Annotated in this window: 20 protein-coding genes; 15 read left to right on the top strand and 5 right to left on the bottom strand. The window is 71.4% G+C overall.

What is annotated here, in order from left to right:
- The first annotated feature begins 21 nt into the window (after positions 1-21).
- On the top strand, positions 22-1,734 hold the full coding sequence (locus tag SGFS_RS44110) for a serine/threonine-protein kinase (protein WP_286258060.1): 1,713 nt from the start codon (positions 22-24) through the stop codon (positions 1,732-1,734).
- On the opposite strand, the gene SGFS_RS44105 is transcribed toward SGFS_RS44110, so the two are convergent.
- On the bottom strand, positions 1,718-2,524 hold the full coding sequence (locus tag SGFS_RS44105) for an SGNH/GDSL hydrolase family protein (protein ID WP_286258059.1): 807 nt from the start codon (positions 2,522-2,524) through the stop codon (positions 1,718-1,720). The genes SGFS_RS44110 and SGFS_RS44105 overlap by 17 nt on opposite strands.
- A gap of 315 nt (positions 2,525-2,839) precedes the next feature.
- Here SGFS_RS44105 and SGFS_RS44100 point away from each other — a divergent pair, with 315 nt between their 5' ends.
- The 7 genes from SGFS_RS44100 to SGFS_RS44070 all read left to right on the top strand — a co-directional run bounded on the left by SGFS_RS44100 (position 2,840) and on the right by SGFS_RS44070 (position 12,421).
- The gene (locus SGFS_RS44100) at positions 2,840-4,045 is read left to right on the top strand and encodes a S8 family peptidase (protein ID WP_286258058.1); all 1,206 of its coding nucleotides are present in this window, start codon (positions 2,840-2,842) and stop codon (positions 4,043-4,045) included.
- Positions 4,046-4,301: 256 nt separating this feature from the next.
- The gene (locus SGFS_RS44095) at positions 4,302-4,691 is read left to right on the top strand and encodes a hypothetical protein (protein WP_286258057.1); all 390 of its coding nucleotides are present in this window, start codon (positions 4,302-4,304) and stop codon (positions 4,689-4,691) included.
- 4 nt (positions 4,692-4,695) lie between these two features.
- Positions 4,696-5,817 (top strand): GNAT family N-acetyltransferase, encoded by a 1,122-nt coding sequence (locus SGFS_RS44090; RefSeq protein WP_286258053.1) that lies wholly within the window; start codon positions 4,696-4,698, stop codon positions 5,815-5,817.
- Between the two features lie 371 nt (positions 5,818-6,188).
- Entirely contained in the window at positions 6,189-7,007 is an 819-nt protein-coding gene (locus SGFS_RS44085; RefSeq protein ID WP_286258052.1) for a glycosyltransferase family 2 protein, read from the top strand.
- Positions 7,004-7,999 carry a glycosyltransferase family 2 protein gene (locus tag SGFS_RS44080; RefSeq protein WP_286258051.1) on the top strand — a complete coding sequence of 332 codons (996 nt, stop codon included), beginning with the start codon at positions 7,004-7,006 and terminating at the stop codon, positions 7,997-7,999. The genes SGFS_RS44085 and SGFS_RS44080 overlap by 4 nt, the downstream gene beginning before the upstream one ends.
- Positions 7,996-8,793 (top strand): polysaccharide deacetylase family protein, encoded by a 798-nt coding sequence (locus tag SGFS_RS44075; protein WP_286258049.1) that lies wholly within the window; start codon positions 7,996-7,998, stop codon positions 8,791-8,793. The genes SGFS_RS44080 and SGFS_RS44075 overlap by 4 nt, the downstream gene beginning before the upstream one ends.
- Complete coding sequence (locus SGFS_RS44070) at positions 8,786-12,421, top strand: lipopolysaccharide biosynthesis protein (RefSeq protein WP_286258047.1); 3,636 nt, start codon at positions 8,786-8,788, stop codon at positions 12,419-12,421. The genes SGFS_RS44075 and SGFS_RS44070 overlap by 8 nt, the downstream gene beginning before the upstream one ends.
- Positions 12,422-12,514: 93 nt before the next feature.
- Here SGFS_RS44070 and SGFS_RS44065 read toward each other — a convergent pair whose 3' ends face one another.
- A complete protein-coding gene (locus tag SGFS_RS44065; protein ID WP_286258045.1) occupies positions 12,515-13,942 on the bottom strand; it encodes a GH39 family glycosyl hydrolase in 1,428 nt (475 codons plus the stop codon).
- A 195-nt stretch (positions 13,943-14,137) separates the two neighbouring features.
- Here SGFS_RS44065 and SGFS_RS44060 point away from each other — a divergent pair, with 195 nt between their 5' ends.
- Positions 14,138-15,232, top strand: a complete 1,095-nt coding sequence (locus SGFS_RS44060; protein WP_286258044.1) for a DUF5925 domain-containing protein — start codon at positions 14,138-14,140, stop codon at positions 15,230-15,232.
- A gap of 30 nt (positions 15,233-15,262) precedes the next feature.
- Entirely contained in the window at positions 15,263-16,033 is a 771-nt protein-coding gene (locus SGFS_RS44055; RefSeq protein WP_286258042.1) for a DUF72 domain-containing protein, read from the top strand.
- A 343-nt stretch (positions 16,034-16,376) separates the two neighbouring features.
- On the opposite strand, the gene SGFS_RS44050 is transcribed toward SGFS_RS44055, so the two are convergent.
- Positions 16,377-16,745: a GntR family transcriptional regulator gene (locus SGFS_RS44050; RefSeq protein ID WP_286258040.1), complete on the bottom strand. Its 369-nt coding sequence runs from the start codon at positions 16,743-16,745 to the stop codon at positions 16,377-16,379.
- 137 nt (positions 16,746-16,882) lie between these two features.
- Here SGFS_RS44050 and SGFS_RS44045 point away from each other — a divergent pair, with 137 nt between their 5' ends.
- Both SGFS_RS44045 and SGFS_RS44040 read left to right on the top strand, forming a co-directional pair.
- Positions 16,883-17,812 carry a GNAT family N-acetyltransferase gene (locus SGFS_RS44045; RefSeq protein ID WP_286258038.1) on the top strand — a complete coding sequence of 310 codons (930 nt, stop codon included), beginning with the start codon at positions 16,883-16,885 and terminating at the stop codon, positions 17,810-17,812.
- Positions 17,813-17,852: 40 nt separating this feature from the next.
- Complete coding sequence (locus SGFS_RS44040) at positions 17,853-18,320, top strand: ribonuclease FAU-1 family protein (RefSeq protein ID WP_286260363.1); 468 nt, start codon at positions 17,853-17,855, stop codon at positions 18,318-18,320.
- Positions 18,321-18,388: 68 nt separating this feature from the next.
- On the opposite strand, the gene SGFS_RS44035 is transcribed toward SGFS_RS44040, so the two are convergent.
- On the bottom strand, positions 18,389-19,066 hold the full coding sequence (locus tag SGFS_RS44035; protein ID WP_286258037.1) for a class I SAM-dependent methyltransferase: 678 nt from the start codon (positions 19,064-19,066) through the stop codon (positions 18,389-18,391).
- A gap of 137 nt (positions 19,067-19,203) precedes the next feature.
- On the opposite strand from SGFS_RS44035, the gene SGFS_RS44030 reads away from it, so the two are divergent.
- Together SGFS_RS44030 and SGFS_RS44025 are read left to right on the top strand one after the other, a co-directional pair.
- Entirely contained in the window at positions 19,204-19,338 is a 135-nt protein-coding gene (locus SGFS_RS44030) for a hypothetical protein (RefSeq protein ID WP_286258036.1), read from the top strand.
- A 203-nt stretch (positions 19,339-19,541) separates the two neighbouring features.
- Positions 19,542-20,552: a lytic polysaccharide monooxygenase gene (locus SGFS_RS44025; RefSeq protein WP_286258034.1), complete on the top strand. Its 1,011-nt coding sequence runs from the start codon at positions 19,542-19,544 to the stop codon at positions 20,550-20,552.
- A 68-nt stretch (positions 20,553-20,620) separates the two neighbouring features.
- Here the strand turns inward: SGFS_RS44025 and SGFS_RS44020 are convergent, their stop codons facing one another.
- Positions 20,621-21,484, bottom strand: coding sequence for an esterase/lipase family protein (locus tag SGFS_RS44020; protein WP_286258033.1), 864 nt, complete (start codon positions 21,482-21,484; stop codon positions 20,621-20,623).
- A gap of 511 nt (positions 21,485-21,995) precedes the next feature.
- Here SGFS_RS44020 and SGFS_RS44015 point away from each other — a divergent pair.
- Positions 21,996-25,457, top strand: a complete 3,462-nt coding sequence (locus tag SGFS_RS44015; RefSeq protein WP_286258031.1) for a S8 family serine peptidase — start codon at positions 21,996-21,998, stop codon at positions 25,455-25,457.
- The last annotated feature ends 180 nt before the right edge of the window (positions 25,458-25,637 follow it).

Here is a 25,637-nt window from a genome sequence, read left to right as displayed (position 1 = left end):
TGCGAATGATGGGGGACCCCCGTGTCCGAAGAACCGGGCCGTGAACGTCTGATCGCGGACCGCTACCGGCTGCTCACCCCGCTCGGCGAGGGCGGGATGGGCACGGTGTGGCGGGCCCGCGACGAGGTCCTGCACCGCGAGGTCGCCGTCAAGGAGGTGCGCGCCCCTGCCGGGCTGCCGGCGTCCGAGATCGAGCGGCTGTACGCGCGCCTGGAGCGGGAGGCCTGGGCGGCGGCCCGGGTCACCAACCGCAACGTCGTCACGGTGTACGACGTGGCGATGGAGGAGGGCCGCCCCTGGGTCGTGATGGAGCTGGTCCGCGGGCTGTCGCTGGCCGATCTGCTGGACTCCGAGGGCCCGCTGTCCCCGCAGCACGCGGCACACATCGGCGCCGAGGTGCTGGCCGCGCTGCGCGCCGCGCACGAGGCCGGGGTCCTGCACCGCGATGTGAAGCCGGCCAACGTGCTCATCTCCAACGACGGCCGTGTGGTCCTCACCGACTTCGGTATCGCCACGGTGGAGGGCAGCTCGGCGCTGACCATGACCGGCGAGGTCATCGGCTCGCCCGAGTTCCTCGCCCCGGAGCGGGCGCTGGGGCGTACGCCGGGCCCGGAGTCGGACCTGTGGTCGCTCGGCGTGCTGCTGTACGCGGCGGTCGAGGGCAACTCCCCGTTCCGGCAGAACACGCCGCTGAGCACCCTGCGGGCGGTCGTCGACGAGGAGTTGCCGCCGCCGCGCCGGGCGGGCCCGCTGGCCCCGGTGATCGAGGGGCTGCTGCGCAAGGATCCGGCCGAACGCGTCGGCGCCGCGCAGGCGGAGCAGGACCTGCGGATCATCGGCGCGGGTGGCACCCCGCGCGCCGACACGGTTGCCTCCGCTCCGTACACCCCCACGGTGTCCACCGTTCCCAGCCCGGACCTGGGGCCCGGCACAGGCGGGTTCGGGCCACCGCCCACGCCCCCTCCGGGACCGTCCGCCACCGCCCCTCCCCCGGACCGCAACCGCCGCGCCCTGGTCTTCCTGATCGCGGGCGTGGCCGCCATCGCGTTCGCCGTCGCCGGGCTGACGTACGCGCTGGTGAACCGTGACGACGGCGGGGACGGCGGTTCGGGGAACGACACCACCAACGGCCAGAGCACGGTGGGTGGCCGGACGGGTGACGAGGAGACGGAGGGCGGCGGCAACGACGCGACCGGCGACGGCGGTGACACCCCGCCCGGCACGCCCGACGACGGCGGGACGACCAGCAAGCCGCCCGCCCAGTCCGTGAAGGTCTCGGTCGCGGGTGAGAACACCGACTACTCCGGCGCCTGTCCCCTGCCCGAGAGCGGCGCGCCCCGTTTCACGGCGACGTTCACCGTGGGCCAGGTGCCCGTGGAGGTCGACTACCGCTGGGTGACCAAGAGCAAGGACGCCCCGGACACCGACTGGAGGACGCTGTCGTTCCCGTCGGACGGGGAGAAGAGCAAGCAGAACCAGATCGTCGTCACGACGTACGCCTCGGCCGGTACGTACAAGGACGAGATCAGCGTCGAGGTGCGCGGCCCGGTCGAGACGACGTCCAACTCCGTGCCGTTCTCGGTGACCTGTGAGGGGGACGCCCCGACCACGGGCGGGACCTCCCCCTCGGACTCGGATGACTCGGACGGCGGCTCCGGCGGCTCCGGCGGTTCCGACGACGGGGCCGGGGCCGGGGCCGGGTCCTACGACGGGGCGGTCAGGCCACGTTCCTGAGCACCGGCAGATAGCCACCCGACTGGCCGGCGGCCGTCGGGTGGTACGACTCGCCGATGTTCAGCAGGTTGAGGCTGTGCAGCCAGGCGCTGCCCGAGCACAGTTCGTGCCCGGTGAAGGTGGGGCGGACGTCGCCGAAGGTGAAGCCGTGGTCGGCGGCGCGCTTGGCGAGGGCGGTGTTGAGGTAGTCGGCCGCGCTGTTGATGGCGGACCGCTTGGTCTGGGACAGGCCGGCGCAGGTGCCGCCGAGTTTGTAGAAGCGGGGGTAGCCGAGGACCACCACATGGGCGGCCGGTGCCTTCGCGCTGATCGCCGAGTAGACCTTGTCGAGCTGTCCGGGCAGGGTCGAGTCGACGTACGCCTTGGCCGTGTCGATGCGGGCGAGGCAGGCGCTGTCGCCCTGGAGCACGCAGGTGGTCATGACGTCGGCGAAGCCCGCGTCGTTGCCGCCGACGCTGATCGAGACCAGGCCCGTCGAACTGCTGAGCGGGCCCAGCTGGTTGGCCAGAACATCACCCGTTCGGGCGCCCGAGCAAGCCGTGAAGTCGAAGGTCGAGGGTGAGTTGGCGGCCGCCCAGAGGTACGGGTAGGCCTTGGTGCTGCGCTTGCAGTCGCCGCTGGAGGAGATGTAACTGCCCGCGCCCACACCGGAGGAGTAGGAGTCGCCGAGGGCCGCGTAGCCGGTGGGTGCGGCCTGCGGGGACGCCTGGGCGGTCGTGGCACCGGTGAGGCCGGCGCCGGCGGCGAGGAGGAGCGAGGTCACGTATACCGCAAGTCGGGAACGTCTCATGGAACCTCCCTTTAGCAGGATCTCTGCCTCAACCGTCGTACCAACTACACGTGTTGATCGGAAGTGTCCATGTCAATACTTTCTCGTCCCTAACGGAACGTACCCATCGCGTACAACTCTGGTTCGATTTCGCGCGCATGACAGACACATGACAAGGCCTCAACTCCCTTGAGCTACGCCCGTAGATCAACCAACCTTTAACCACCCGAGAGCGGAACGCACGCTCCTGGTTGTGAGTGCGATTCCGCACGCACCCCCCCACAGACGCGTGCCCGAACCCGGGTTCGCGCCGCCTATGAGGAGGACTCCCTCGTAATGGCACAGCTGCGTAGCAAGAAGATCCGTGTCGCCGCCGTCACCACCATGGCGACGGCCGCCCTGTTGGGTGGCCTCACCGCAACTCCCGCCCAGGCCGCCCCGGCCGAGGGCAAGGTGCTCGCCGCCGGCTCCCCCACCGCGATCAAGGGCAGCTACATCGTCACGCTCAAGAAGGCCGCCGGCTTCAAGGCCGCCTCGAGCGAGGGCAAGGACCTGATCAACGAGTACGGCGGCACGGTCAAGAAGACCTTCAAGTCGGCGCTCAACGGGTACGCGGCCAACCTCTCGGCCGCCGAGGCGAAGAGACTGGCCGCCGACCCCGCGGTCGCCTCCGTCGAGCAGAACCAGGTGTTCAAGGCGGACGCCACGCAGACCAGCGCCCCCTGGGGCCTGGACCGCACCGACCAGGCGTCGCTGCCGCTCTCCGGCACCTACACCTACCCGGACACCGCGGGCAGCGGCGTGACCGCGTACGTCATCGACACCGGCGTCCGCATCACGCACTCCCAGATCAGCGGGCGCGCCTCCTACGGTTACGACGCGGTCGACGGCGACACCACCGCCTCCGACGGCAACGGCCACGGCACCCATGTGGCCACGACCATCGCGGGCTCGACCTACGGCATCGCCAAGAAGGCGAAGATCGTGGCGGTCCGGGTGCTCGACAACGCGGGCTCCGGCACCACCGCCGGCGTCATCGCGGGCATCGACTGGGTCACCAACAACCACTCCGGCCCGTCGGTCGCCAACCTCTCGCTCGGCGGCAGCGCCTCCAGCACCCTGGACACGGCGGTCCGCAACTCCATAGCCAGCGGTGTGACCTACGCGGTCGCGGCCGGCAACAGCAGCGCCAACGCCTCCTCGTACTCCCCGGCGCGCGTCACCGAGGCGATCACGGTCGGCGCCACCACCAGCACCGACGCCAAGGCCAGCTACTCGAACTACGGCTCGGTCCTGGACATCTTCGCCCCGGGGTCCTCGATCACGGCCGGCTGGTACACCAGCGACACCGCGACGAACACGATCTCGGGCACCTCGATGGCCACGCCGCACGTCGCGGGCGCGGCCGCCGTCTACCTCGCCGGCCACACCTCGGCCACCCCGGCCCAGGTCGCCACGGCACTGGTGAACGGCTCCGTCTCGGGCAAGGTCACCAGCCCGGGCTCGGGTTCCCCGAACCGCCTGCTGCAGATCGTCCAGTAACAGCGGTCACGCATTAATACCGAGGCCAACGCATCAATACAGAGGCCACGCATTGATGCATCGGCAACTCGCGTGATCTGAACGGAAGTTCCCCGGAGGTTTTCTTTACCTCCGGGGAACTTTTGTCTACCGCGAAACTCTCCTTTGCCCACGCATTACAGATACGCGTGCGAGGCCGGTCCGCATCTTGACTCCCCCTCCCCCGCTGGGCGACATTGAAGCCCGGCATCCGGCGCTTCAGGGGGCAAAGTCGCCAATGCGGACCTTAGGTGTAAAGCCAGCTCTGTCGAACAGCGGCGGGCCACTGCTGGCGGGCGTGGCCGTGGCCGTCGCGGGGGTCGGCGCGGTGCTCGCGTTCGCCGACTCGGAGTCCATTCTGCGTGGCCCGTTCACCCTGTTCTTCCTCCTCGCCGCGCCAGGAGCCGCCATCGGGGCCGCACTGCGCGGGCTGGAGCCGTTCGGCCGCGCCGTGGTGTCCGTCGCGGGCGCCGTCGCGGTGAACCTCCTCGTCGCGCAGGGCATGGTGGCCACGCACACGTGGTCGGTGCCCGGCGGGATCGCGGCCGTGACCGTGATCAGCTCGCTCGTCCTCCTGCTGGTTCTGGTACGGCGCCCGCGCGGCCGTACGGAGAGAAGACGGACCTGAAGACGTGGACATCACCGTGTACCGCCCCGGCGAACTGAACGCCGCCGACCGGGCGGCCTGGACCGCCCTGCAGTCGAAGGCCCATCTCAACGGCTCGCCCGAACTGGCGAACCCCTTCCTGTCGCCCGAGTTCGCCCTCGCGGTGGGCCGCTGCCGACGCGGGGTGCGGATCGCGGTCGTACGGGAGGACGGCGAGCCGGCCGCGTTCTTCCCGTACCAGAGAACCACCGCCGGCGTCGGCCGGGCCGTGGGCCTCGGCGTCTCGGACTGCCAGGGCGTGGTGCACCGGCCCGGCTTCACCTGGGACGCGAGGGAACTGCTGCGGGCCTGCGGGCTCGCGGTGTGGGAGTTCGACCACCTGACGGAGGGCCAGACCCCGTTCGAGCCGCACGCCGCCGGCACGTACCCGTCGCCGGTCATGGACGTGGACCAGGGTTACGAGGTGTATCTGACGCAGCTGCGGGCGCGGTCGCCCAAGTTCACCAGGACCACGCTCGCCAAGGAGCGCAGACTCGGCCGGGACGCCGCCGACGTGCGCTATGTGCACGACGAGCGCGACCCGCAGGCGCTGCGCGCCCTCATGGCGTGGAAATCCGCGCAGTACCGCAGGACCGGCCGCAGCGACCGCTTCGCGCACCCGTGGATCAACCGCCTCGCCCGGCAGTTGTTCCACACCCGCTCCGAGCCGTTCGCCGGGATCCTGTCGGTGCTGTACGCCGACGGCAAGCCGGTCGCGGCCCACTTCGGGCTGCGCACCGAGCGGGTGCTGGCGTGCTGGTTCCCCGCGTACGACACGGCGTACGCGAAGTACTCCCCGGGCCTGATCCTGCACCTGCGCATGGCCGAGGCGGCCGCCGCCGACGGCATCGCGTATCTGGACCTCGGCCGGGGCCAGAAGGAGTACAAGGACTCCCTCAAGACACGCGAGCTCGCCGTGTCGGAGGGGTGGGTCGGCCGGCGCCATCCGGTGGCGCTCGGTCACCGGGCTCGACGGGCCCCGGTGCGAGCGCTGCGCAACGCGGTGGTGGGCCGACCGGAACTGTTCGAACCGGCGGACAAACTCCTTAAGCGGATGGGCAAAATCCGCTCGGGACGGCGAATAACGGACACAACAACAAAAACGTGAGGTCTAGTAGTAGGTCTTGCCATACGGGCTCAATCATCAATACCGTCGTACATCCACCCGCATCGGACCACCATCACGCGGCACCAAGGGAGGGGCTCGAGGACCGCGATGGTTCCGGCGCGGGGCGCGGCAGGGGGGTGCCGTGCTCGGTGACCGTGTTCCGTTCACCGAGTCGTGCCGCGCAACCGACTACCGACTTCTGATAGTCGGCCAGCTTTACCAGCTCACCCGGCATGCGCGAAAGATCGGGAATCGACCTCGGAACGGAGATCGCATTCGCATGCCGTGAGTGAGAAACCCCCCTTTCGAACCGGACGAAGAGCCGGACCGCCCGGGGGCGGGCGGTCCACCGGACGAGAGGGACCAGACTCATGAGCTCAGCTCTGCGCCCGGCCAAACCGGATGATCAGCAGTCCGCGGCCGGCAGGTACCGACCGATCACCACCCATCTGGCGATCGCGCCGCCCGTGAGCGTCGTGATCCCCGCCATGAACGAGGCGGAGAATCTTCCGTACGTCTTCAGGACACTGCCCGGCTGGATCCACGAGGTGGTGCTGGTCGACGGCAACTCCACGGACGACACCGTCGAGGTGGCCCGTGGGCTGTGGCCGAACGTCAAGGTCGTGCCGCAGCGGGGGAAGGGCAAGGGGGACGCCCTGATCACCGGGTTCGAGGCGTGCACCGGCGACATCATCGTGATGGTCGACGCGGACGGCTCGGCCAACGGCCACGAGATCGTGTCGTACGTCTCCGCCCTGGTCTCGGGCGCCGACTTCGCCAAGGGCTCCCGCTTCGCCAACGGCGGCGGCACCGACGACATGACCCTGATCCGCAAACTCGGCAACTGGGCGCTGTGCACCACCGTGAACCGCAAGTTCGGCGCCCGCTACACCGATCTCTGCTACGGCTACAACGCGTTCTGGCGGCACTGCCTGGACAAGATCGACCTCGACTGCACCGGTTTCGAGGTGGAGACCCTGATGAACATCCGGGTCGTCAAGGCGGGCCTGAAGGTCCAGGAGATCCCGAGCCACGAGTATCTGCGCATCCACGGCGCGAGCAATCTGCGGGCCGTGCGCGACGGGCTCCGGGTACTGAAGGTGATCCTCAAGGAGCGCTCCAACCGGCGCGAGCTGCGGGGCCGTTCACGCGCGACGATGCTCACCGCCGGTGAGGGAGAGTCGTCTTGAACGAGCCGGCCGTCTCGGTCGTCGTCTGCGCGTACACCGAGGACCGCTGGGAGGACATCCTCGCGGCGGTCGCCTCGGTGCGCGCACAGTCCCGGCCGGCCCTGGAGACGCTCCTGGTGGTGGACCACAACCAGGCCCTGCTGGAGCGTTTGACCGGGGAGTACAAGGAGGTCGATGAGGTACGGGTGCTCGCCAACGCGGGCCCCCGCGGTCTGTCCGCGGGCCGCAACACGGGCATCGCCGCCTCGTACGGCGAGATCATCGCCTTCCTCGACGACGACGCCGTGGCCGAGCGCGACTGGCTGCGCTTCTTCGTCGAGGGGTACACCGACCCCCGGGTCATGGCCGTCGGCGGCCGTACGGTGCCCGTCTGGGCGTCGGGCCGCCGCCCGGTCTGGTTCCCGGAGGAGTTCGACTGGGTGGTGGGTTGCGCGTACAAGGGCCTGCCGACCGGGCGCGCCGAGGTCCGCAACGTCCTCGGCGGCAACGCCTCGTTCCGCCGTACGGCGTTCGACGCGGCCGGCGGCTTCGCCACGGGCATCGGCCGCGACGGCGACAAACGCCCACTGGGCTGCGAGGAGACGGAGCTGTGCATCCGCCTCAGCCGCGCCAGACCGGACGCGATCCTGCTGCTGGACGACCGCGCGGTGATCCACCACCGGGTGCCCGACCTGCGGACGCGCTTCGGGTACTTTCACACGCGCGCATACGCCGAGGGGCTGTCGAAGGCCCTCGTCGCCCGGAGCGTCGGCGCCGCCAAGGCGCTGGAGTCGGAGCGCCGGTACACCACCCGGGTACTGCCCGCCGGGGTGGCGCGCGGGCTGCGGGACGCGCTGCTCGGCCGCTCGGGGGGCGCGGGCCGGGCCGGTGCCATCGTCGCGGGGGTGGCCGCGGCGGCCGGGGGGTACGTTGTCGGGCGCGTCCGGGCCCGTAGGTGCGACGTCTCGTTCCCGGTGGCCGTGATCCCGGGCGGCGAGGGCGGCTCGCGATGACGGACACTGCCGTACCGATCCTGATGTACCACTCGGTCGCCACCGCGCCCAACGACGCGACGAGGGCCCTTTCGGTGACCCCGGAGGCGTTCGCGGAACAGATGGCGCTGCTCGGCGACCGGGGCTTCACCCCCGTCAACACCGCTGATCTGGGGGCGAGTTGGCGATCGGGCCGGAGTCTGCCCGCCCGGCCCGTACTGATCACCTTCGACGACGGCTACGAGGGTGTGCACCGCCACGCCCTGCCGGTCCTCGCCAAGCACGGCTTCGCGTCCACCCTGTTCGTCTCCACGGGCTGGCTCCGGGGCCCGTACGACAACGGCGGCGGCCTCGACACCATGCTCGGCTGGGACCAGGTGCGCGAGCTCGCCGCCGCGGGGTTCGAGATCGGCGGCCACAGCCACACCCATCCCCAGCTCGACCAGCTCGACGACGGCTCGCTCCGCTTCGAACTGACCCACTGCCACCGGCTCATCGCCGAGGAACTGGGCACCCGGCCCGTCTCCTTCGCCTACCCGTACGGCTACTCCAGCCGCCGGGTGCGGGTCGCGGTGCGCGCGGCCGGGTTCGCCCAGTCGCTCGCCGTGGGAAACGGGCTCGCCCGGCGCCGCCAGGGCCCGTACGCGCTCCAGCGGGTCACCGTGCGGCGCGCCACCGGGGTCGAGGAGTTCGAGCGGCTGGTGGAAGGCCGTGCGGTCGCCCGCACCTTCGCCCGGGACCGGGCCCTCACCAGGGGCTACACCATGGTCCGAAGAGCACGACAGGTCCGGAAGGCCATCCGTTCCCGTGTCTGACACGACGACCACCACGACACCCGAGGACGAGACCACGAAGTCCGAGGCCGGGCAGGCGCAGCCGCGCTCCGGCCGCCGGCTGCGGCTGCCCGGCCTCGGCTCGGGGGCGGGGGGCGACCAGCTGTTCCGCAACGCCTACGCCCTGATGCTCAACACCGGTATCTCGGCCGTCCTTGGCCTCGGCTTCTGGCTGGCCGCCGCCCGCTACTACTCCGAGGCCGCCGTAGGGCAGGGCTCCGCCGCGATCGCCGCGATGAAGCTCCTCGCCGGGCTCACCGCGGTGACGCTGACGGGCGCCCTGGCCCGCTTCGTCCCCGTCGCGGGGCGGGCCACGGGGCGGCTCGTCTTCCGTACGTACGCGGGTAGTTCGGTGGTCGTGGCGTGCGCGGCCGTGGTGTTCCTGCTCACGCTGAACGTGTGGGGGCCCTCGTACCGCTTCCTGCACGGTCCGCTCAATGGACTCGGCTTCGTTCTCGCCGTCGTGGCCTGGTCGCTGCTGACCCTTCAGGACGGGGTGCTGACCGGGCTGCGCAGCGCGGTCTGGGTGCCCGTCGGCAACACCGTGTTCTCGGCGGTCAAGCTCGTGCTGCTGGTCGCCTTCGCCGCCGCGATCCCCACCACGGGCGTGTTCGTGTCATGGGTCGCGGCGATCGGGATGTCCGTGCTGCCGCTGGGCCTGCTGGTCTTCCGCCGTCTGGTCCCGAAGCACGTGAAGGCGACGGAGGACCATGCGAAGCCGCTCTCGACAAGGGAGATCGGCCGCTTCCTGGCGGGCGACTACACCGGCTCGCTGTTCTCGCTGGCGGTCGTCTATCTGGTCCCGGTGATCGTCGCCGCGCAGGTCGGCTCGGCGGACAACGCGTACTTCTACATCACCACCACCATCGGCGGCACGGTCAATCTGCTCGCCATCAACATGGGCGCCTCGCTGACCGTGGAGGGCTCGCACGCCCCGGCACGGCTGGCCGCCAACACACGGGCGGCGCTGAAGCGGATGGCCCGGCTGATGCTGCCGGTGTGCGCGGTGCTGTTCTTCGGGGCGCCCTGGATCCTGGCCGTCTTCGGGCAGGGGTACGCGGACGCGGCGACCCCGCTGCTGCGCTGGTTCGCGGTCGGTGCGGCGCTGCGGGTCGTGATGGAGACGTACTTCGCGGTACTGCGCGCCCAGAGCCGTACGGCGGGACTCGCCTGGCTGCAGGGCCTGCTCTGTGTGCTGGTGCTCGGCCTGACCGTGCTCCTGCTCCCCCGTATGGGGCTGACCGGCGCGGGCGTCGCCGAGATCTCCAGCCTCGCGGTGATCGTGCTGATCGCCGCGCCCAAGCTGTACAGGATCGTGCGGACCGCGCCGCCCGCCGAGGTCCCCGAGGACGCGGCCCCGGACGGCGACCTCGCCGATCTGGGCCGGGTGGCGTCGGCGGCGAAGCGGCAGAGCCGCGCCTGGGCCCGGCGGCTCGACCCGGACACCCTCGCGCTCGGCGTCCACGTCGACTTCGACCATGTGGAGCGCCGCCCGGAGGTACGCCCCGGCCCCGGTACCCCGCCCACCGGTACCCCGGCCGTGCGCGAGGAGCACCGGCGCGTGCCCCTCCGTGACCGCCTGCCGCACCCCACCAGCACCGGTGTGGTCCTCGGCGTTCTGCTGCTCTCCGCGCTGCTGCTGTACTGGGTGCCCGCGCTCGCGCTGGACGACGCCGACCTGGACCGGATGGACGGGCTCGGCCTGATCTCCGTACTGCCGACGCCGACCCTCGTCGGGGCCGCGCTGCTGGCCACGGTCTTCGCGTCGCTGCTGTGGCTGGGCCGCGAGCACAAGGGGCTGCTCCTCGTCACGCTGCTGGCGACGGTCCTCTCCCTGCACGCGCTCCCGGCGGTGATCGAGACCGAGCCGCGCTTCGCCACGGCCTGGCAGCACCTGGGCTTCATCGACCACATCGACCGCACCGGCGCGGCCGTCCCCGACCTGGACGCCCGCTGGAGCTGGCCGGGCTTCTTCGCGGCGGCCGCGTTCGTCGCCGAGGCCTGCGGGGTCGAGGACTTCACGGAGGTCATCCGCTGGTGGCCCACGGCCATGCAGCTCCTGTACCTGGCCCCGCTGTTCCTGCTCACCCGCTCGATGCGGGCGGGCTGGCGGGCGAAGTGGACAGGCGTCTGGATCTTCGTGCTGAGCGGCTGGGTGGGCCAGGACTACTTCTCCCCCCAGGGCTTCACCTACCTCCTCTACCTGGCGTTCGTGGCGATCCTCCTCGTCCGGTTCCGCGCCCCGCGCATGCTGTGGGGCGGGGTGCGCCCCGGCGAGGCGGAGGTGGAGCCGACCGACCGCCGTCAGCAGGCCGTCCTGCTGACGGTCCTGATCGCGCTGTTCGCGGCGACGGTCCCGGCCCACCAGCTCACCCCGTTCGTGATGCTGGGCGTCCTGGCGGTCCTGGTCCTGATCGGCCGCAGCGAACTGCGCGGCCTGCCGATCCTCTTCGCGGTCCTGGTCGCGCTGTGGGTGGGTTTCCTGGCGGAGCCGTACTGGTCGGGCCACTTCGACGAACTCTTCGGCGGGGTGGGCGGAGTCGGCGGCAACGTCACCTCGTCCGTCTCCGGCCGTATCGGAGAAGGCAGCTCGGTCCACAAACTGGTCCTGTACACGCGCGTGGCACTGGCAGGCAGCGTCATGGCGGCGGCCTGTTGCGGCTTCTGGCGCCGCCGCGGGAACAAGTACCGCGAACGCTCGCTCCTCGTCCTCACCTTCGTCCCGTTCCTGGGCTTCGGCATGCAGTCGTACGGCGGCGAGATGGCCCTGCGCGTCTTCATGTTCGCGCTCCCGGGCGCGGCCCTGCTCGCCGGCCTCGCCCTGTTCCCGCGCACCGGTGTCACCGCGAAGGAACGCGACAAGGACCGGGGGAGCCTCGCCCCGCCGGCCGCGCTGCTGGCCGGGCTCGTCCTCATGGGCGGCTTCCTGGTGGCCCGCTGGGGCAACGAGCCCTTCGAGCGCGTCCGCACGGGCGAGGTCGCGGCCATGGAGTACGTGTACGCGCACGACGACCCGACGGTACGGCTGCTGTGGCTCAGCGACGACCCCGTCGACGACGTGACACCCGCGATGCCGTGGGGGGCGCGGGACATGGAGAAGGTCCAGTACGAGCCGACGCTCGCGCCGAGCGACCCCGTCCTGGTGTCGGGCCTGGTCAAGTCGCTCAAGAACGCGGGCCCGAACTCGTATCTGATGATCAACCGCAGCCAGGTCACCTATCTGCGGCTGGACATCGGATACTCCCGGAACTGGGAGTCCCGGCTGATCCAGAACCTGGACCGCCGCGAGGAACTGACGAAGGTCTTCGCCAACGACGACGTGACCATGTACGCGATGGGCAAGCAGCCGGAGGGCAAGGTCGCGAAGGCCGATCCCGGTCCGATCGGCCCTCAGGTGACCTGGACACCGTGGTCGGTGGTGGGCGGCCTCGCGGCGATCGCCCTGATCGTGCTGCTGACGGCCCGGGAGATCGTACGGGTGGCGGTCCGGCCGAGCGTGCGGCAGCTGAGGTGGCTGCAGGGCAGCTTCTGGTTCAGCCTGCCGTTGCTGGCGGTGTTGCTGGCGTCGCTGATCCAGAGGTTCCTGACGATGGGTGGCAGCGGTGGCTGAGGGGTGAAGCGGCTCAGGAGCGAGATGGCTCGGGAGTGAGATTGCCTCAGGAGTGAGATGGCTCAGGGTGAGATGGCTCAGGGGTGAAGTGGCTCATCCGGCTTGTCGTTCGAGCCACTTCACCTCGTACGCCCCCATCCCGAACCGCTGCCCGTCCACCTTCGCGCTGATCGACCGGTCCAGCGTGTTCACCACCAGCACGGCCTTGTCGTCGGCGAGCACGCGGACGTTGGGCTTGTCGTCGGCGGCGACGGACACCGACTCGTACTCCGTGCCCGGCGGGAACTCCTTGCCGAACCGGGAGAGCAGGTCGTACATGGGGAGCGCCTTGCCGCCGTCCTCCGTGTCGGTCGGCGTCCACAGGCACCCGGGGCAGTCGGCGCCGCTCTCCTCCTCCGGATTCCAGTAGAACCCCGAGGTGGCGCCGCCCCTGGCCATGGCGATCAGCCCGGACGCCTGTACGGCCACCCGGCGGGTCTCGGACCACCCGGCCCGGTCGTCGTTCGCGTCGGCCGGCTCGACGTAGTACTCGGCCCACCACAGCGGCAGTCCGTCGGATCGCTCCCGCACCCACCGGCTGACGGCCGTGAACTTCTCGGTGGCCGCGAACTCGTCGGGCAGGAGGTCGTCGTCCTTGGTGTAGCTGGAGCCGTCCACGACGACGAAGTCCGCGCCGGCCTTGTTCTTGTTCCAGTAGTCGAAGGCGTCGAGGACCCGCTGGTCCATGGCCCCCCAGGAGCCCTTGAGGGACGTGGACGCGCCGTCCTGGCGTGGGTCGACGCTGTCCATGACCAGATAGGGGCCGCCGACCATGATGGCCTTGTCGACCTTCTTCAGCGCCTTGTGGACGAGGTTGTAGAGCTTGGTGTAGCCCTCGTAGTCCCAGCGGGCCTCTGCGTTGTTCCAGAAGCCCTTGAACTCGTTCCAGACGATGAAGTGGCGGACGTCGGGGTAGCGCTTGGCGACGGTCGCGGCGAGGGCGGCGTAGTCCGCGTAGTGCTCGGGCTCCGGGGCGGTCTCCAGGGCGTCCTGGCTCCAGTCGGTGCTGTTCGCGCCGGACCTGCCGCCCTTCATCCAGTCGGGGGCGCAGCACAGGGTGACCACCGGGATGCCGCCGGAGGCGCGCACGAAGTCGATACGCCGGTCCATCTCCTCGAAGTCGTAACGGCCCTCGACCGGTTCTGGGTTGTCGGCGCCCCAGCCCATGATGTGCTGGATCTGGGGGAACGGCTGTGCGCCGAGGCGTTTCTCCACGCGCTCGGTGGCGGCGGAGTCGCCCTCGTCGGCGCTGAACTGCGTGTGGGTGAAGCCCCAGCCGACAAAGGGGCCGGTGTCGTCGGGCGGGACGGCGGGGGTGCCGTGCACCTTGTCGCCGTCGCGGGAGGTGCCGGCGGTGCTTCCGCCGTCCCCGGGCAGTGTGTTGATCAGGGCCACGATCAGGACGAGAGCGACCACGCCCACGCCGAGCAGGGCGGTGAGCCGCCGGCGTCCCGCCCCCGAGTACCACCCATGGCGTGCCATCACGGGCCACAGTAACGGCGTGGGGCGGCGGTAGGGGAGGTTCCGTCGGGAAAGCCTGCATAACAGGACGGAGTGGAAGGAACGGGGGCGCGGGGTCATCGGTCGACACCACCGGCGCACCACGGCAGCCGACACGACGGGCACACTACGGAAAGCGGATGCACACGAAGCCCTCCGTGACGGATCATGGCTGGCATGTCTGCGAACCCACACGACGCTCTGCCGATCCGGCTCAACGTCGACGACAGCGACTCCCCGTCCGATGTCGTCGACGCGCTGTTCCTCGGCCGCTTCGCGACGGGCGAGCAGCCGTACGCGCACGCCGCGAACATCGACCGGGTGCGGTCCGGGGCCACGCTGCTGCCGCCGGGCGCCCGGGTGCTGCGCTCGGCGCGGGACGACGACCGCAGCGCGACGCTCGCGGAGGGCGACGGCTGGACGCTGCTGATCTCCCGCTGGAACCGCGGCGCGGACGTCACGGTCACGGCGACCACCGCCGAGCTGGCGGAGAAGGTGCTCGGCCAGGCCACCGACGGCGCGGCCGACGAGCCCGAGCCGCAGCCGGAGAACGTGACGATGGGCTTCTGGTATGTCTCACCGCGCCGGGGCCCGCACCGCACGACCCGGCAGATCTCCGCGGGCACCTGGGAAGAGGTACGGCCGAACTACACGGCGCCGGTGGCGGACGCCATGGACCGCCTGATGAAGACGACCCCGGAGGACATCGCGGGCCGTCTGTTGCTGCTGCACGGCCCGCCCGGCACGGGCAAGACCTCGGCGCTGCGGACGCTGGCCCGCTCGTGGCGGGACTGGTGCCAGGTCGACTGCGTACTGGACCCGGAGCGGCTCTTCTCCGACGTCGGCTATCTGATGGACATCGCGATCGGCGAGGAGGACTCGGCGGGCAAGGGCCGTTGGCGGCTGCTGCTCCTGGAGGACTGCGACGAGCTGATCCGCGGCGAGGCCAAGCACACGGCGGGCCAGGCCCTGTCCCGGCTGCTGAACCTGACGGACGGCCTGCTCGGCCAGGGCCGCAACGTCCTGGTGGGCGTGACGACGAACGAGGACCTGGAGCGCCTGCACCCGGCCGTGGTCCGCCCGGGCCGGTGCCTCGCCCGCATCGAGGTGGGCCCCCTGACCCGCCCGGAGGCGGTGACCTGGCTCGGCAAGGAGGAGGGCGTCGGCCGCGAGGGCGCGACCCTGGCGGAGCTGTACGCGCTGCGGCGCGGCATGTCACCGACGTCGGTGCCGGAGCCGAGGGGCGGGGCGGACGCGGGTCTGTATCTGTAGACCAGGGGCTTGAGGTGTTTTGATGGCTGTATGCCCCTTTTCATCGGCACGTCGGGGTGGCAGTACAAGGACTGGCGGGGCGTCTTGTACCCGGCCGATCTGCCCGTACGGCTGTGGCTGGAGGAGTACGCGGCGCGTTTCGCCACGGTCGAGGTCAACAACGCCTTCTACCGGCTGCCGACGCGGGAGAACTTCGAGGCGTGGCGGGACCGGGTGCCGTCGGACTTCGTGGTCGCGGTCAAGGCCAGCCGCTATCTGACCCACGTCAAGCGGCTGCGGGACCCCGGGGAACCGGTGGACCGCCTGATGACCCACGCGGCCGGTCTGGGCGCCCGCCTGGGCCCGGTACTGCTGCAACTGCCTCCGACGCTGCGAGCCGACCCCGCCCTGCTGGACGCCTGCCTGGCATGTTTCCCGCCGTCGGCCCGGATCGCGGTGGAGCCACGCCACGACTCCTGGTGGATCCCGGAGGTGCGCGAGGTCCTTCGGTCACGCGGCGCGGCCCTGTGCTGGGCCGACGTACGGGCCCGCCCGGTGACACCCCTGTGGCGGACCGCCGACTGGGGATACGTCCGCTTCCACGAGGGACGCGCACAGCCGTGGCCGCGCTACGGCCGACAGTCCCTGGAGACATGGGCCGAGCGGATCGCGCACACCTGGCCGGAGGGCGCGGATGTGTACGCGTACTTCAACAACGACCCCGGCGGGGCGGCGGTGGAGGACGCGATGACGTTCGGGCGGGCGGCCCGGAGGGAGGGGCGGCGGGTGACTCGGCTGCCGGAGCGGGTGGAGCAGACGTAGGAGAAGGGGGTTCTCGCGCGCGTAGGGGCGAGGGCCTCTCGCCGCGGATCGGCCACAGACGCCGGGTCCGACGAGCGGATCAGCTGCAGCCACCAGGCCTGCGTGGTGGATCTGGCACAGCCACCGGGCCTGCGCAGCGGATCTGGCACAGCCACCAGACCGGCGCAGCGGATCTGGCACAGACGCCGGCCCGCACGGCGGATCAGCCGCTGACGCGGAGCCCGGCAGCCGCAGCTGCGGGTGATTCCCACCGTGCCGCCTTCACCCGGCTCACCGCTTCCCCGCCGCGACCGCGCTCAGCCGCAGCGGGGTGCCGAAACGGGCGCCGACCGGTCCCCGTCATCTACTCCGCGTACGCGGCCCGCAGGGCGTCCCGGGCCGCGGCCAAGGCCTCCGCCTCGCTCAGGCCGAGTCGGCGTACCCGCTCCGCGTACGCCGCCGCCGCTGTCGCGGCCTCGCGTTCCGCGGCCGAGCCGGCGGCAGCCACGAACGTTCCGTTGCGTCCCCGGGTCTCGATCACCCCGTCGGTCTCCAGCGCGCGATACGCCTTGGCGACCGTGTTGGCGGCCAGCCCGAGCTGCTCGGCGAGGCCCCGCACGGTCGGCAACCGGTACCCGACGGGCAGCGCTCCCGAGCGGGCCTGTTCCGAGATCTGGGCGCGCACCTGCTCGTAGGGCGCGGTCCCCTCAGCGATGTGAATCTTCAAGGTCACGCCGCGATTGTCCCGTACCACCGGGGGCCGACGGTCCCGTACCCACCGGAAACCCACCGGCCGACCTGCCCGCTCTTCCCCCCGGCCGCCGGAAATTCGGAGGCGAGTCCCCGCCCGCGCACGTAGCGTGCGCTTCCATGACAGTCAGCGTGCGCGATCTCCGCGCGACCGATCCGGTGGACGTCGAAGCCTTCGCCGCCGTACGGCGAGTGGCCGTGCCCTTCATGATCGCGACGGCCGAGTCCGTCGTCCACAGCGTCACCCAGGCGCACCCGGACGCCCACTTCCGGCCCTTGGTGGCCGAGACGGACGGCGAGGTGATCGGCACGGTCCAGACGGGCATCGCCCACGACAGCCCGACGCCGGGGCTCGGCTACCTCAACGTGTACGTCCACCCGGAGCACCAGCGCCGGGGCGCGGGCGGTCTGCTCGTGCGTACGGCCGAGGAGCGGCTGCGCGCGCTGGGCGCGACGACCGTGTACTCGTGGGTCTACGACACCCCGGACAACCGCGGCTTCGCCGAGCGACGCGGCTATACGACCAGCCGTTCCTCCCACTTCCAGCGGCTGGACCTGACCCAGGGCACCCTCCCGCCCCTCCAGGCGCCGCCGCCGGGGGTCGAGCTGCGTACGGCCGCGGACTTCGCCGACGACCCGCGGCCCGTGTTCGAGCTGGACGCGGAGACGACCGCGGACGAACCGAGCGACGTCGGCGCGGAGTTCGACGACTACGAGCAGTGGCTCCGGGACACCTTCCGCCACCCGCTGCTGGACCACGAGCTGACCACGGTCGTCGTCGTCGACGGCACACCCGCCGCGTTCACCGCCGCGCACACGGACGGCCGGGAGCGCTACTTCACGGGCATGACCGGCACGGCCCGCGCCTTCCGCGGCCGAGGCCTGGCGAAGCTCGCCAAGAACGACTCCCTGCACCGCGCCCGCGCCGCGGGCTACACGGAGGCGTTCACCGGCAACGACACCGACAACGGGCCCATGCTGGCGATCAACAAGTGGTTCGGCTACGAGGTGTGCGCGACGGAGATCCGCTACGCGCGCGGACTCGGCTGAGCCGGTGGAAGAGACGAAACAGGTGGGAGACGTGGAACAACTGGACGTCGTCCTGGTCAAGGCCGGCCGTACGAAGATCCGTTACCCGGCGGAGCCGCTGAGCGACGACGGCACCCGGATCACCGTACGCGCCGCCTGGGCGAGCGAGGGCGTGCGGGACTTCGGCTTCGTGCGGTTCGAACCCGGCGACGTCTTCACCGAGCACTACTGGCGCGACCGTTGGTACGCGGTGAAGGAGGTCCGGGACTCCCGGGGCGCGCTGAAGGGCTGGTACTGCGACATCACCCGCCCCGCCGAGGTCTCCGCCGGGGAGATCGTCGTCGAGGATCTCGACCTGGACCTGTGGCGCTCCGCGGACGGCACGGATGTACTGCGGCTGGACGAGGACGAGTTCGAGGCGAGCGGTCTCGCGGCGACGGACCCGGCGGCCGCGGCCGCCGCCCTGGCGGCGCTGGACGAGCTGGAACTCCGCGCGCGGGAGGGCGGCTTCACGGCCCTGCTCACGTAGCTCGTATAGCTCGCGCAGGTCGCGTAGATCGCGCGGATTGCGCGGATTGCGCGGATTGCCAGGACGGCTCAAAGGCGGGCCACCACCGCGTACCGCTCGTCCGTCACCTGCTTCCCCCACAGCCGCGCGTCCTGCGACAGCCGCTCCACGCGTATGTCGGCCGCGAGCGGCGTGAGCAGTCCGGTCAGCCGCTCGGCGGGGATGCCGACCGGGGCGAGCGTCCCCCACACGCCCTCGACCAGCACGAGCCGCCCCCCGGGCCGCAGCAGTCCGCGCCAGTGGCGCAGGGCGCGGCCCGGGTCGGGCAGGGCCCACAGGAGATGGCGGACGAGGACGACGTCGAACCGCTCCTCCCCCACCGGCGGTGCCGCCGCGTCCCCGACGAGGAACACGGCGGGCCGCCCGGCGAGCTTGGCGCGGGCGAGGTCGACCATGGCCGGGGCGGCGTCCACTCCGGTCACCCGGTGCCCCTGTTCGGTCGCGAGGAGTGACAGGCTCCCGGTGCCGCAGCCGAGATCCAGGACGTCACATGCGTGCCTCGGCAGCCAGTCGCGCAGCCGGTCCGCCCATGCCTCCTTGACCGCCGGGTCGCGCAGACCGTGGTCCGGCTCGTCGTCGAAAGTGGCCGCCTCGGCGTCCCAGTCGACGGCCAAATGGGTACTGACCGGTGAAAAGCCGTCGGCCGCCGGGGAGTTGCTCGATGTTTCGGGTGGCCGGGAGGTTTCGTGGTCGTCGATGTTGGTCATGCCGCCAACAGTGACACCTGCCACTGACAGTCGAATGGTGACAGCCGCCACTGACAGAGCACGAACGATGAGGAACGCTCCCGGAACGGGTCTACCTCCGCGAAAGCGCGGAACCCGGTAGGCACAAGGAGGCAGCCATGCGCCGCGTGACCGTGCAGAAGCCCCTGAGGAAGTCGTCGTCCCGCCGGGTGCGGGACGAGGTCGAAGAGCGCCCCGCAGAGCGCCCGGAAGTGCGAAAGGACATCGCGCGCACGTGGTGGCCGGACGGCTGAGCCGACCGAGCCCGAACACAGCGGACCCGAGCCCGAACACAGTGGCCCGGCTGCGATCCGGTGGCTACCTGATCGCAGCCTGAGGGCTCCCTTAAGCGGACCATAAGGATCTCCCGTACCCGCCTCCAGCAGGCGATTCCGCGGTTTCGTGGGGCTAGCTTCTGATCGCCCCGCCCTTCAGGACCGCTGCGAGGAGTTCCCTCATGCCCGCTGCCCACCGCAAGGCCGCCGCCGTCGCCGCCGTCACCGCGCTCGGCATGGCTCCGATCGCCCTGACGGCGTTCGCCGCCGCGCCGGCCGCCGCGCACGGCTCCCTGGGCGACCCGGTGAGCCGGGTGGCGCAGTGCTACGCGGAGGGCCCCGAGAGGCCGAGCTCGGCCGCCTGCCGGGCGGCGGTCACGGCCGGCGGCACCCAGGCGCTGTACGACTGGAACGGCGTACGCATAGGTGACGCGAACGGCCGCCACCAGCAACTGATCCCCGACGGCAGGCTGTGCGGCGCGAACAGCGAGGCTTTCAAGGGGCTCGACCTGGCCCGCGCCGACTGGCCGGCCACGAGCGTGCGCGCCGGCTCGTACACCTTCAGGTACCGGGTGACGGCCCCGCACAAGGGCACCTTCAAGGTGTATGTGACGAAGGCCGGCTACGACCCGTCGCAGCCGCTCGCCTGGGACGACCTGGACCTCGCCCGGCCGGTCGCGACGTCCACCGACCCCGTCGCCTCGGACGGCTTCTACACCTTCGGCGGCACCCTGCCCGAGCGTTCCGGGAGACATCTGCTGTACGCGGTGTGGCAGCGCTCGGACAGCCCGGAGGCGTTCTACTCCTGCTCGGACGTGACCTTCGGGAGCGCCGGCGGCTCCTCCGCCACCCCGTCCGCCTCCGCGTCCTCCGCCTCCGCGCCGGCCGCCTCCGCACCCTCCGACCAGCAGATCGAGGACGGCGCCGACAAGTCGACGGTCGGGCACGGCGGCCACGACGACGCCTCCCCCACTGCGGCCCCCAGACCGAAGGCCACCTCCCGTGAACCGGTCGCCGACGGGGGAGACGCGGGGACCGACGTCGAGCCCGAGGGCGCGAAGGAGAACCTCGCCGAGACCGGCGGCGACGGCATGACGCCGTACGTCGCGATCGGCGGCGCGGGGGTCCTGGCGGTCGGCTCCTCGACGCTGTTCGCGGTGGCCCGCCGCCGTACGGCACGCGGCCGTCACTGAGGCGGGGCAAGGCTCCGGGGCCTGTCCGGCGGCTCAGGCCGGACAGGCCCCGGCGACACATGCACGTGTCAGCCGACCACCGAGAGACAGGTGGTCGGCGTGGCGTGCGCCGGGTCGAGGGCGTTGGCCACCTCGTGGAACGCGATGCGGTCGATGAGGCCGATCGCAGCGTGCTCGGAGAGATCGACCGGGCAGAGGTCCTGGAGAAGGATGTTGCGTACGTTCGGCCCGTTCAGGAACTGCGTCCGATACGGCGTGACCACCTCGTCGTACTTGGTGGCGATGACCGTGTACTTGACGCCCGGGACGGTGTCGCCGCCCGCGTTGAGTTTCGTCATGAAGGCGGATCCGGCCACCTGCTCGGCGAGGGCCGGGGTCGCGGTGGACAACAGGTCGGCGGCGCCCGGGAAGAGGTCGAGGAGTTGGGCGAGACCGCCCAGGGTGGTGCCGTGGCTGGAGGGCGCGATGCCGACCAGGGCGTTCACCTCAGCCGCGCCGCCGAGGAACTTGAGGTAGTAGCGGGGCATCATGCCGCCCTGCGAGTGACCGACCAGGTCGGCCTCGGCGGCGCCGGTCGCGGCGAGCACCTTGTCGACGAAGTCGTCGAGCTGTTCCGCCGACTTGTCGATCGGGCCGAGTCCGTTGAAGAGGGGGACGCCGGGCAGTTGCCCGTAGTCGAGGGCGAAGACGCAGTACCCGCGGTTGACGAGGTACGGCCCGAGGCCGAGCCAGTTGTCGACGGAGTTCGCCAGGGTTCCGTGGACGAGGACGACGGGACGGGGGTGGGCGGTGGAGGGTTTGCACGAGTAGTCGTTCCAACCGCCCCTGCTGGGATCGGCTGCCGCCTCGGCGGTGGCGGCTGGTACGACGGTCGCCGCGGCGGCCAGACAGAGGGCGGCCAGCGGTCTGAGCGCTCGTTTCCAGGGCAGCATCGTGTGATCTCCTTGCGGCTCAAGGGATGTGCGACGGTGTTCGCCCTGTGATCCGGATCACGAGGATGCTGTACTTACCCGCCAAGTTACGGGCGAGTAGGTGAAGTGTGAAGTTACGCGTCAGTAAAAACTTCCAGTGATAGTCAATGACGGAGTGACCACGGACGCTCCGTCACCAGGCGGCCCCGAGGGGACCGTTCGAGTCACCGGGATGCGGCCGACTCTCGACGTACCCCTTGCGCACGAGCTCGTCGACGAGCTCCTCGACCGCGCCACCCCAGCGGAGTCGCGTGGCAGCAGCCGACGCTTCCCGCGATCAGGGCGCCTCCCTGATTTTTCAGTGCCCGCGACGGGCTACTGACCAATTCCCCCAGGTCCAAGACTCGGTCCCGGCCTACGGCATCCCCCGCCGGACGGTCACAGGCGGCCCCGGCTGACACGCCCCCCGTGCAGCCCGGGGCCGCCCCGTGCGCCCGCGCAGGCGGGCCCGGCTCGGACCATCCACCGACCTATGGGGAAGCGAGACAGCACCTTGCGGAACAAGCACGACCGGAGCGGGAAGAGACTGACGGCGCGGGGCGCCGCGTACGGGATACCGGCCCTGCTGGCGGTGGTCGGGCTCACCGCCACCGCCGTCGCCCCGGCGGCAGCGGGCCCGTCGGCGGACCTGTCGGCCGGAGCGGCGAGCGGGTCGGTCCGGGCCGCAGCACGCGTGACACTGGTGACCGGTGACACCGTGAGCGTGGACGGCACGGGCCGGGTGACGGACGTGCGGCGCGGCGAGGGCCGCGGACACATCGGCTTCTCCGTACGGCGGTTCGCCGGCCACACCTATGTCGTCCCGCTGGACGCGACCCGGCTGCTGGGCGGCGGACGGCTGGACCGCCGCCTGTTCGACGTCACCCAGCTCGTCGAGGACGGCTACGACGACGCCCACCGGGGGCAGTTGGCGCTGATCGTCTCCTACCGCGGCGGCAGCGGCGCCCAGGCCGGTGCCAAGCGGGCGCTGTCCGCCGCCGACGCCGAGGTCGAGCGGGCGCTTCCCGCCGTCCGCGGCGAGGCGCTGACCGCCGAGAAGCCGGACGTCGGCGAGGTGTGGCGGGCGCTGACCGACCCGGTCGCCGACGACACCGCCGTGGCCACCGCGCCCGGAATCGACCGGGTGTGGCTCGACGGGCGGGTCGAGGCCGCCGCGCGGGACGAGGACGGCGCCCCCGATCCCGAGGGCGGCGTCGCGCAGATCGGCGCCCCCGCGGCCTGGAAGCAGGGCTACGACGGCAAGGGCGTGAAGGTCGCCGTCCTGGACACCGGCGTCGACGCCACCCACCCGGACCTGAAGGGCAGCATCCTCAAGGCCAAGGACTTCTCCGGCTCCGACTCCGGCACCAGCTCCACCGACGACAGGCAGGGACACGGCACACACGTCGCCTCCACCGTCGTCGGCTCCGGCGCGAAGAGCCACGGCAAGTACATGGGTGTGGCGCCCGGCGCGAAGCTCCTGGTCGGCAAGGTCCTCGACGACACCGGGTTCGGATCCGACTCGTCGATCATCGCCGGTATGCAGTGGGCCGTGGCGCAGGGCGCCAAGGTCGTCAGCATGAGCCTGGGCTCCATCGACACCCCGGGGGTGGACCCGATGGAGAAGGCCGTGAACGACCTGTCGGCCTCCTCCCACGCCCTCTTCGTGATCGCCGCGGGCAACGAGGGTCCGTCCGACACGACCGTCGGCTCTCCGGGCTCGGCCGCGGCCGCGCTGACCGTCGCCGCGGTGGACCGCCACGACGAGGTCGCCGACTTCTCCAGCCGCGGCCCGGCCGCGGACGGGGCCCTGAAGCCGGACATCGCCGCGCCCGGTGTCGACATCGTCGCCGCGCGGGCCGCCCACGGCAGCGAGGGCGAGGAGGTGGCACCCGGATACGTGTCGATGTCGGGCACCTCCATGGCCACCCCGCACACCGCGGGCGCCGCCGCGATCCTCGCCCAGGAGCACCCCGACTGGACCGGCGAGCGGATCAAGGCCGCGCTGACGGCCTCGGCGAAGCCGCTGACCGGCACCACCGCGTACGAGGCCGGGGCGGGCCGGGTCGACCTGACCCGGGCGACCGGCGCCGACGTCACCACCGAGCCGTCCTCCGTCGACTTCGGTATCGCCGCCTGGCCGCACGCCGACGACAAGTCGGCGGCCCGGACGCTGACCTACCGCAACCCGGGCACGAAGCCCGTCACCCTGGACCTGACCGCCGACGCCACCGGCCCCGACGGCGGCAGCGCGCCCACCGGCATGTTCACTCTCTCCCCGGCCCGGCTCACCGTCCCGGCCGGCGGCACCGCGCAGGCCACGGTCACCGCCGACACCCGGCTCGGCGGCGCCGACGGCGCCTTCTCCGGCGCCGTGACCGCGACCGGCGGCGGGCAGAGCGTGCGCACCGCCCTGGCCGTCACCCGTGAGGTGGAGTCGTACGAGCTGACCCTGACCGTCACCCGCCGCGACGGCAAGCGCGACGACGGGCCCGGCGTCACCGTGGCGGGCCTGGACACCGGCAAGCAGTACACGCCCTTCGACGACGGCAAGGACCACCCCGACGGCAAGGTCAGCCTGCGGCTGCCCAAGGGCCGCTATCTGATCGACGTCCAGAGCGTCGATCCCCGGGGACGGACCGCCCTGATGGTGGCGCCCCACCTGGTGCTCGACCACGACACCACCCTCGCCTTCGACGGGCGCGAGGCCAAGCCGGTGAAGGTCACCTCCCCCGACCGCCGGGCCACCCTGCGCGACGCGCAGGTCCTCTTCGCCGCGCACGGCACCAAGTCGGCCTACGACTACGGCGGCGGAAACACCGTCGACGCCGACACCTTCCTCGGCCAGGTCGGTCCCAGCCCCTCGGCCGGCTCCTTCGTAGCCCAGCTCGGCGGGATCTGGCAGCGCACCGCCACCTCGCCGACGTACAACCTGGTCACCACGCGCACCGGTTCCTTCTTCACCGGCCTGAGCCGCGCCTTCTCCTCCACCCGGGGCATGGCCCGGGTGAACACCTCCGTCGCCACCACCCTGACCCACGCCGACACCGCCCCCCAGGTGAACTGGTCCACCCCCGGGTGGCCGCAGCTCGGCCGGGCGTCCTTCGGTTCGGAGGGCGCCCTGCGTCCGGCGCCGACCGCGTCGCTCGTGCAGTACCTGAGCACCGACCACGGCGTGCGCTGGAACCTGGGAGCCCGGGTCGCCAACGGCCTGCACAACGAGGACGCGGTCTCCTTCATGACCGACCGCCGTTTCGAGCCGGGCCGTACCTACCGGGTCAGGTTGAACGGCGGCGTCCACGGCCCGGCCGTCGCACCGGAGGCCGGCGTCGGCGCCACACGGTTCGGCGGGTACTACTACGTGTGCCTGCCGATGTTCGCCGACGCCCCGGGCAATTTCGCCTACGTCCCCCAGGCCCGGGTCACCACCCGGCTCAGCTCCGGCTCCCGGATCTTCACTTCCACCACCGACGACACCTGCCTCAGCGCCTACGGCGGCCTGCCCGCCGGGCCGACGCGTTACCGGTTGTCCATCGGCGCCGACCGCACCAAGGACTACAAGGTCGGTGACCGCGTCCGGGCGGTGTGGACCTTCACCTCCCGCGACAACGGCGAGACCAAGGGGGTCCCCTTCCCCCTCTCCGTCGTCCGCTTCCACCCGAACCTGAGCCTGACCGACACCGCCGAGGCGGGCGCCCGCGTCACCGTGCCGCTGTCGTTGCAGGGCCCGGCCGCGGCCAAGGGGCACCTCAAGTCGCTGGCCGTGCGCGTGTCGTACGACGGCGGCCGCACCTGGAAGCCGGTCACCGTCCGCACGGACCACGCCGGCAAGCGCTACCTGACCCTCACCCACCCGAAGAAGCCAGGCACCGTCTCCTTCCGTTCGGCCCTGGCCGATACCGAGGGCAACACCTACACCGGCACGATCCGCAACGCCTACCGCACCGTGCGCTGACCCCTCGGGGAGACATCGCCGCACCGTGTGCTGATCCCTCGGGGAGACATCGCCGCCTCGGACGCGGCGCCGCTCCCGACGTGCCTCCGCCGACACCGGCCGGAGGCACGTCCGCGTCGATGCCGCGTCCGAGGAACGGGCGTGGTTTGCCTGGAATCGACGGCAAACGTAGGTTGAGCG

It is taken from the genome of Streptomyces graminofaciens, from assembly GCF_030294945.1.
Lineage (GTDB): Bacteria > Actinomycetota > Actinomycetes > Streptomycetales > Streptomycetaceae > Streptomyces > Streptomyces graminofaciens.
Note: the sequence above shows the minus strand (reverse complement) of the source record. Positions and strands in the feature narration are given on the sequence as shown.